This is a genomic window from Dysgonomonas sp. 520 (genome assembly GCF_010501095.1).
Taxonomy (GTDB): domain Bacteria; phylum Bacteroidota; class Bacteroidia; order Bacteroidales; family Dysgonomonadaceae; genus QVMP01.
This window is the reverse complement of record NZ_QVMP01000023.1, coordinates 1-8,490: the sequence shown is the minus strand read 5'-3', so window position 1 is coordinate 8,490 and position 8,490 is coordinate 1. Positions and strand designations below refer to the sequence as shown.

Here is an 8,490-nt window from a genome sequence, read left to right as displayed (position 1 = left end):
AAAATTGGGCGTAAGCGTGACGTGCATTAGTGACGCAGCCGGGTGACCTGACCGATAAAGTTGGCGCAAAACTAAATATCTGTCTGAGCGTAGCGAGTTTATTTAGTTTAGTCAACGAATCGCTTTGTCAGGTCGGCGAGGAGCGAAGCACTGTTTTTTGCAACTTTTTGACACCAAAAAGTTGAGAAAGCAAGTCTCTGCAAGAGACGCGACAGTAAAAAATATCGAATAAAAAAGAACCTATTTTAACTCCTGATTCGCATAAGCTATAAGAAGCCTAACATTTAAAACTTAAATAACTTAAAACTTAAAAATATGACAACAAATATAAAATTGAAACAACTTCAACTCTTGCTGAATGATTTTGAGTTGATCTCGAAAACGGCTCTTACCCAACTTCATATAACAACAAAATTGCTGGAAGACAACTCCATAGAATCGTTGTATGAAGAAGCCGAGGCCAACGAAGTGATAATGGACAGGTTGGAAGTAAAAGTGAGGGAAGAGGTGGTTTTCGCTATTTTTCAATTCAACCCCAAAGCCGCAGACCTGAGAAAGATTATCACCTATCAGGATATAACAAACAATCTAGAAAGGGTTGGTGATACATTACTGAACATAATTCATTTTTCAAAGAAAACGAATATAAATCTACCTCAGTTTGCCGAAGAGAATAAACTTCTGCACAAAATGCTTCAATATGTGAGTGAGATGCTTCGTAATGCGATATTTTCTTTTTCCAACGAGGACAGTAAAATCGCGTATCAGGTGATTGAAGAAGATGACAAAGTAGACGAGATTTTCCACAAAATAAGTTTATCTTTACAAGAGGCTTTTGCTGAGAAGAAGTTATCGAAAGAAGATGTAAGGAACATAATGAACATCAATGCTATTTCTTACAACCTTGAACGTGTGGGAGATAGTGCCACTAACATTGCGGAAGCTACCGTATATTTGACCGAAGGAAAAGACATACGTCATGGAAATAAATAACAGGAACATAGCCATACTCGTTGTTGATGATGAAGTTGATATTCGCGACATACTGCAGTTTAACCTCGAAAATGAGGGTTATCGCATAGATACGGCAGAATCGGCGGAAGAGGCTGCCTCTAAATTATCGAAACAACATCAACTCATCCTTCTGGATGTGATGATGGGCGGTATTTCAGGTTTCAGGTTTGCCGATCAGTTGCGAAAATCGGGGAACAATATTCCTATAATATTTCTCACGGCAAAAGATACGGAGAACGACATGCTCACGGGGTTTTCTATCGGAGGGGATGATTATATATCTAAGCCATTCTCGGTAAAAGAAGTTATAGCCCGTGTGAGAAGTGTTTTGAAACGGGCATGTAACACACAACAAGGTAAAAATCAGAGTGTAACAATAGGTACACTCAGTGTAGATGCGGATAGCAAAACCGTATCTCTTGATGATAATATTATAGACCTTACCAAGACAGAATACAACATCTTGCTGCTTCTGATGAAAAATGCAGGGAAGATGTTTTCCCGCTCCGATATTTTGGCAAGAGCATGGGAGGGAGACAATATAGTCCTCGACAGGACAGTGGATGTACATATTGCTCGCTTGAGAAAAAAAATAGGACGATATGGCGATTATATCATCAACAGAACAGGATATGGGTATAGTTTCAATCCGGAGATAAAATAAAACATAAATTTTATATGCAATGAAGTTGACTTATAAACAACGGATATTCGGTTCATTTTTCATCATTTTTGCATTGTTCGCTATTTGTATCATTTACATAGAGCAAAGAGATGAAAAAAAATACCGAACCGAGGCCTTGGAAAGCAAGTTGGATGGTTATGCCGAATTCATCCATACTTTTATAGAACAGAACAACCCGAACGATAGTAGCAATGCTATTAACTTCAATCGGATTGTTACTTATCTACCCAAGGAAATCCGCATTACAATAGTGACTGTCGAAGGGAAAGTGTTATACGACAAAGACGTAAAAGATATAAGTAAGCTAGACAATCATCTGAGCCGTCCCGAAATATTACAAGCTAAATACCAACCCTTTGGCACGAATGTTCGTATGTCAACCTCTACCCGTCACGAATATCTGTATTTTGCCAAAGCATATCCGGATTATTTTATTCGGGTGGCTCTACCATACAATATACAGACCAAAGGTTTGATGAAAGCTGACAATATGTTTATCTATGTAGTGGTAGGATTGTTTGTTGTTGTTTTGATTTTGTTGAATATAACAGCAGGAAGATTCAGTAAGTCGATAACAAAACTGAAAAATTTTACGTCCGATATCAGAGATAATAATCCGATGCCGCAAGAAATCAGTTTGCCCGATGACGAACTAGGTGAAATTGGAAACCAACTTATTGCTATTCTGAAACAAAAAGAGGCGGGTAAAAAAGAGATCGAACTGGAAAGAGAGAAACTTATCCAGCATTTTCATCACCTTGGTGAAGGTATAGGACTTTTCAAACCCAACCTTGAAAAAATATATGCAAACACTTATTTTATTCAATATCTGAATCTTATCGCCAATAAACCTACATTTGAAGTTGATTCTGTTTTTGAATTGGATGAGTTTAAGCCTGTTACGGATTTTCTTCGGAACAAGCAGCTCGATCAAAATTATTATATCTATAATATTGAATCCAATGGGAAAATATTTCAGATTCAGATAGTTATTTATGAAGATAAAAGTTTTGAGGTATCTATAAAAGATGTAACTCGTGTTGAAAAAAATCGCCGTCTAAAACAAGAAATGACCAATAATATTGCTCACGAATTAAGAACCCCGGTTACCAGTCTTCGTGGCTATCTGGAAACGATAACTCAAAATGTTTTACCAAAGGAAAAGCAAGAGCAATTCTTAGAAAGAGCTTATCAACAAACGATTCGTCTATCCACTCTTATTGAGGATGTGAGTTTATTATCGAAAGTAGAAGAATATTCATCCCAATTTTCATACGAGAAAGTAAACCTGTCGCAATTGATAGATGATGTGCGGATTGATGTTAGCAATAGGCTTTCGGAAAATTATATAAAATTTTATTCTAATATTGACCATGAACTTACTATAAACGCCAACTATACTCTGATTTATTCCATTTTTCGGAATCTTGTGGATAACACTATCAACTATGGCGGACAAAATATAGAAATTCATATCAGTAATAGTTTAGATGACGAAGAATATGTGTACCTAAATTATTACGATACAGGAAAAGGTGTTCCGGAAGAACATCTCAATCGCCTATTTGAAAGGTTCTATCGTGTTGATCAAGGGCGTACGAGGGATAATGGAGGTTCGGGATTAGGCCTCTCTATTGTTAAAAATGCCGTCTTATTTCATAAGGGAAAGATACTCGTCAAAAACAGAGAGAATGGTGGACTTGAATTTTTATTTACTCTGAAAAAATGAAATACGAGCAATATTCGTATATAATAAAAAAAATTGCGTATATTTGTACTCTCGTTATCAATAATAGTAAAGCTCTGTCACTTTAGCAGTGACAGAGCTTTGTTTTTCAGAGGCTTTGTTCACTGCAAATTTATGGCAAAATATGTGTCGCTCACTCCCTGTAATATTCCTTAAACTTATGTATTTTGCTTCCTGTATCTTTTACTCCTGATTTGTCGGGGCGAAGCACCCAATATCTTATGACAAAACTCATTGAAATGAGACAGAGTTGCGAATTTATTATCGGTCGATATTTGCTTCAGGCTCTTGTCCGTGTGGTATATTTCGTGGTAAACCGTGTTGGCTCTTCGTTGTCTGAGCCACGAATAGGCTGAAACACCAAATACTTTCCTGAATTTCTTATTAAAACCCGAATAGCTATAATGCATCTGATCAGCCAGTTCCCTGACATTTCGGACGCTTTTGGTTAATTTTCTGACCTGTTCTGTGAAATAGAGATCATTAGTGATATATGTACTGAAAAATCCGTTCAGTTGTTCCTCTGTATATGATGCTTTGAGTATGCAAATCAACTCTTTAGCTTTGATGTCAGCCAGAAAATTATAATCTACATTCTTGCCCCTGTAAATCAGGAGCGAACGAATATATCCGCTCATTACATTATTGAAAGGCAGATAGCTAACACCTTGTTGTTCTGCGTTTTTTAGCTCCTTCATTCTGCAACTGTCATACAAATAATCTTCATCATTAATGCCGATTGACACGAAAGAAGACTTTTCCAGAGCATTAATCAGGCATCCATATCCTGTTGGTAAAAAAAATAGATTATTTGCCGGGATAACCTCTTCCTTAATATCGGCAAGATAGATATTGAGCTTGCCTGTGATGATTAAAATGAAGCAGCAATTCTCTTGCTTAGAACTCCATTGTTTTCCTCTTTCCAGATCAACGAACATAATGTTCGTGTCTATGTCTCTATTTTCAAAATTCATATCGTATTGTTATTTAAGTATTTGAATTAGTGCGTGTTTAACGAGTATTTAACGAAAATTTTTGATCTGAATATTCTCTCATCTCAGTTTAATTGTTTGTTATCAGCAATTTATTTCAACTGCATCTGCTATTTTATTGGAGTGAATAATCTCATGTTTAACAAGGTGTTTAACATTTGCTTTTCTCATAAAACTTAATTCACTCATAATCAACAATGTAACATATTTAAAAAGGCTTCTCTGTCACTGCTAAAGTGACAGAGCATATTAGTCGCACAAAATCAGGTGATTAGCAATTTTGAAGAAGAGGCAAAAACGAACTGGAGACGAAAAACTAACACGACAAACAACATTAAAAATTATGAAAAAAAGTTTTTTATTCTTATTGACGCTTTTGACCTGTACCATCGCTTACGGACAGGTCGGAGTGAATACGGAGAATCCGAGGGCAACAGTAGATGTGACACCTCTTAAAACAGATGGTACAACAGCCGAAGGGGTTATTGCTCCGAATCTGACAAGGACACAACTTATCAGTAAAGATGCCCGGTATTCTGCTGCACAAAGAGGAGCAATAGTCTATGTAACAGACCTATCGGGAACACTGACAGCCAAAACGATTAAAGTAACTGCTGTTGGTTATTATTATTTCGATGGTTCTATCTGGCAACCATTCTTTTACAATATGCCCACCACTGAACCCTGGTATGTGCAAGGGACTACCACTCAAGCTACCGGTAACGCTCAGGACATTTACCAAATCGGAAATGTGGCTATCGGGTCAAATACTTCAAGTGCTTATAAGTTGAAAGTAACAGGGGCTGTTAATACGACATATAACACAGTTTTGGCAAGTGATAGTGGATATGTATCAGTGGGCATTGCTATGTATGATGATGACGGTTCCGGACGATTGGGATATGGGACAAGGCTCATATTTTTGGGTACCGGCGGAAATACAGATCCGGTATGGTTGGTTAAATATAATGAAGCACCAGATGCTACAGAATTACATATGAATATCGGAGATAATGCGAATACAACGGATGCTTTAGTTGTTGGGTCAGCTAAGGACGACGGAATTTGGATTCCTGCTTTTAGGGCAGAAACAGGAGGAAATGTATGGCTTAGAGGTACTCTCACCCAAAACTCCGACCGTCGCATCAAGACGAATATAGAAGATATCAGCTCCGGCCTTTCTTCCGTAATGAGGCTGCGCCCTGTTGAATACGATATGCACACGGATTACAGGTTCGAGAATGGCGGGGTAGTTATTGGGGATAGTTCTGAGCCTCAGCATCATATAGGCTTTATTGCTCAGGATGTGGAAAGTGTAATACCCTCGGCAGTGGCTAAGCCAGAAGATGAGAACAATGCTGCATATTCCTTGAATTACATAGAGTTGATTCCGATTTTGACGAAAGCCATTCAGGAGCAACAGACAATTATTGAAAAACTGGAAGACAGGCTGAAAATGTTGGAGAAACGATAATATATAAAAGTTTAAAAGTCAAGGCAGTTGCCTTGACTTTTACTTTATTCGTTAGGGAACATATATACTTTCTCGATTTCTTTAGCACTCACCATTAGCGGAGCATATCCACTTTTTCTGAAAACCAGCTCATCAGTTTCTTTTGCATCAATGTAAAAATGACCTTGATCGTCTGTCGACACTTTAGGATTATATTCTTTGATAGCAATTTCAACATCTTTTATCGGCTGCTCGGTTACTTTGTCAAATACAAACCCTTCCAGATAGTCCGGCTTACTAGCTAACTCATCTTTCATTTTGCTCGATTTGCTGGCATAATTGTATAATAGAAATGAACCAATACAAGCCAATATCATTATTATTCCTATTTTCGATCTCATTTTCTTTACCCTTTCTTTTATTTGTTATCTAATCCTTTTGTAGTTTCTACTAATCTCACAAATTCGTGCCTGTATCCTTGAGAATCGTCGCCATAGGCCGATTTGGCTAAATCTATAACCTTATTGTAAGTAGCACCTCCTTTATAATTGGAGTTTCTTATCAATTGAGCGAACATCGTTACGGCCGATGCAAATCTGAAATCCGCAGATACCTCATTTCTTCCTTTATCCTCCAAAGATAATTCAATTTTCTTACTTTTCTCTCCGTCGGGTTGTTTATATCTCAATTTCACCGTTAATAGTTCGGGTGAATTTGTATAGGCAACTTTCTTTTTTTCTTCTGTTTTTTGATACTTTAGCTCATCAACATCGGGAGTCAGATTGCTCTCTACTCCAACAGGCACAACTTCATAAAAAGCAGTTACAGTGTGTCCCGCCCCCATTTCTCCGGCATCTTTAGCATCGTTGTTGAAATCTTCTTTGTTGAGCAAACGATTTTCGTATCCTACCAAGCGATACGCCTTTACCTTAGCCGGATTAAATTCGACCTGCAACTTAACATCTTTAGCCACAGTGTGCATAGTTGCTCCGAATTCATTTACCAAAACTTTATTTGCTTCCTGCAAATTGTCTATATAGGCGGCGTTTCCGTTTCCTTTTTCTGCCAGAATTTGCATTTTACTGTCCTTATAATTACCCATTCCATAACCTAAAACAGATAAAAATATTCCGCTTTTACGTTCACGGCTGATCAAATCTTCCAGTCCTTCGTTCGATGATACACCCACGTTGAAATCGCCGTCAGAGCAAAGGATTATGCGGTTATTACCTTTCTCTATAAAATTTTTCTTTGCAATTTCGTATGCCAACTTTATACCTGCACCGCCGGCGGTGGAACCACTCGCACTTAAATCATCCAAAGTTTCCCTGATTTTCTGTTTGTCAGCTCCCGAAGTTGAGGGAAGTTTCACGCCTGCACTGCCAGCGTATGTAACGATGGCAACCCGGTCTTGTTCGCGAAGATTGTTGACTAAAAGTTTCATAGATGATTTTACCAAATCCAAACGTGTTGCTCCATACATTGAACCCGATACATCAATGAGAAATACAAAATTTGTAGGAGGCAAATTCCTGTCCGCTATTTCTTTCGCTTTCAGTCCGATACGAACCAAACGATGGTCTGTATTCCACGGACATTCACCAACTTCTGTTGTTATTTTCACAGGGTCTTTTCCTGTCGGTTTTCCATAATCATACGAGAAATAGTTTATAAATTCTTCTACCCGTATAGCATCTTCATGAGGCAACTTTCCTTGATTGATGTATCTTCTGAAATTGGAATAAGAAGCTACATCAACATCTACCGAAAATGTAGAGAGAGGCTCTTGCGAAGCTGTGATAAATTTATTTTCAGATTTTGCACTATACTCTTCATTGCCAGAACTATGGGCGTTACTGTTAATAATAACTACGCCGTTTGCTGCCCGTGAGCCGTAAATGGCTGTCGAAGCTGCATCTTTCAATACACTTACAGACGAAATATCGGATGCGGAAATATGCGAAATATCGGACATGGGAACGCCATCAACTACATACATTGGTGTATTGCCGCTTGAAGCGGAACCGGTTCCCCGTATCCGGATATTTGAATTTGCTTCGCCTTTCGAATTTACATTTACTTCGGCTAGCTTTCCATCAAGAGTTTGCTCTGTATTTTTAGAAGGAGTCTTTAAATGCAGGTCTTCATTTCTAACCTTACAATCAACAGCTTTAATTTTGTTATATCTTATTCTGGGCTTGCCTATAAACAGGCAATCCTCAAATATACGATCATCTATTGCCAATTTGATATTTAAGGTGTCACTTTTCACCTCTGCTTCCAGTGTCTCATATCCAAGATAAGTGAAGACAAGGGTATCACCCTTCGAGGCTTTTATACTATATTTTCCATCAAAGTCGGTCGTTGCCTTGATTGTGGTGCCCTTTTTGGTAACAGTTGCCCCTATTGCCGATTCTTTATCGTCTGCCTGAATTACAGTTCCTCTTACGGTTATTTCTTGTGCATAAACAGCAAAGGAAAAGAACAATATGAGGATTGTTGTAATAAAACTTTTAGCTTTCATACTCTTTCAATTTATTTAATTAATTCAAGTTGCTATTTATAGTTTGTATAATTTATCGAATGTATATGCCCAGAT

7 protein-coding genes are annotated in these 8,490 nt (G+C 37.8%); 4 read left to right on the top strand and 3 right to left on the bottom strand.

All coding sequences use genetic code 11. From position 1 onward, the window contains the following. Positions 1-315 precede the first annotated feature (315 nt). The 3 genes from D0T56_RS12890 to D0T56_RS12880 are packed head-to-tail and all read left to right on the top strand — an operon-like array spanning position 316 to position 3,428. A complete protein-coding gene (locus D0T56_RS12890; protein ID WP_163320572.1) occupies positions 316-993 on the top strand; it encodes a PhoU domain-containing protein in 678 nt (225 codons plus the stop codon). Next, positions 980-1,678, top strand: a complete 699-nt coding sequence (locus D0T56_RS12885) for a response regulator transcription factor (protein ID WP_163320571.1) — start codon at positions 980-982, stop codon at positions 1,676-1,678. Before D0T56_RS12890 ends, D0T56_RS12885 begins: the two co-directional genes overlap by 14 nt. 19 nt (positions 1,679-1,697) lie before the next feature. Next, the gene (locus D0T56_RS12880) at positions 1,698-3,428 is read left to right on the top strand and encodes a cell wall metabolism sensor histidine kinase WalK (protein ID WP_163320570.1); all 1,731 of its coding nucleotides are present in this window, start codon (positions 1,698-1,700) and stop codon (positions 3,426-3,428) included. A 176-nt stretch (positions 3,429-3,604) separates the two neighbouring features. Here the strand turns inward: D0T56_RS12880 and D0T56_RS12875 are convergent, their stop codons facing one another. Then, positions 3,605-4,420, bottom strand: coding sequence for a helix-turn-helix domain-containing protein (locus tag D0T56_RS12875; protein ID WP_163320569.1), 816 nt, complete (start codon positions 4,418-4,420; stop codon positions 3,605-3,607). Positions 4,421-4,781: 361 nt separating this feature from the next. Here D0T56_RS12875 and D0T56_RS12870 point away from each other — a divergent pair, with 361 nt between their 5' ends. Continuing rightward, positions 4,782-5,912, top strand: a complete 1,131-nt coding sequence (locus D0T56_RS12870; RefSeq protein ID WP_163320568.1) for a tail fiber domain-containing protein — start codon at positions 4,782-4,784, stop codon at positions 5,910-5,912. A 44-nt stretch (positions 5,913-5,956) separates the two neighbouring features. On the opposite strand, the gene D0T56_RS12865 is transcribed toward D0T56_RS12870, so the two are convergent. Together D0T56_RS12865 and D0T56_RS12860 are read right to left on the bottom strand one after the other, a co-directional pair. Beyond that, a complete protein-coding gene (locus D0T56_RS12865) occupies positions 5,957-6,292 on the bottom strand; it encodes a carboxypeptidase-like regulatory domain-containing protein (RefSeq protein WP_163320567.1) in 336 nt (111 codons plus the stop codon). A 17-nt stretch (positions 6,293-6,309) separates the two neighbouring features. Further along, the gene (locus D0T56_RS12860) at positions 6,310-8,415 is read right to left on the bottom strand and encodes a VWA domain-containing protein (protein ID WP_163320566.1); all 2,106 of its coding nucleotides are present in this window, start codon (positions 8,413-8,415) and stop codon (positions 6,310-6,312) included. Between the last annotated feature and the right edge of the window lie 75 nt (positions 8,416-8,490).

Excerpts from the sequence above, each read along its gene's own strand:
- D0T56_RS12870 (WP_163320568.1), top strand. The coding sequence starts at position 4,782 with ATGAAAAAAAGTTTTTTATTCTTATTGACGCTTTTGACCTGTACCATC.
- D0T56_RS12875 (WP_163320569.1), bottom strand. The coding sequence starts at position 4,420 with ATGAATTTTGAAAATAGAGACATAGACACGAACATTATGTTCGTTGAT.
- D0T56_RS12880 (WP_163320570.1), top strand. The coding sequence starts at position 1,698 with ATGAAGTTGACTTATAAACAACGGATATTCGGTTCATTTTTCATCATT.
- D0T56_RS12890 (WP_163320572.1), top strand. The coding sequence starts at position 316 with ATGACAACAAATATAAAATTGAAACAACTTCAACTCTTGCTGAATGAT.
- D0T56_RS12865 (WP_163320567.1), bottom strand. The coding sequence starts at position 6,292 with ATGAGATCGAAAATAGGAATAATAATGATATTGGCTTGTATTGGTTCA.
- D0T56_RS12860 (WP_163320566.1), bottom strand. The coding sequence starts at position 8,415 with ATGAAAGCTAAAAGTTTTATTACAACAATCCTCATATTGTTCTTTTCC.
- D0T56_RS12885 (WP_163320571.1), top strand. The coding sequence starts at position 980 with ATGGAAATAAATAACAGGAACATAGCCATACTCGTTGTTGATGATGAA.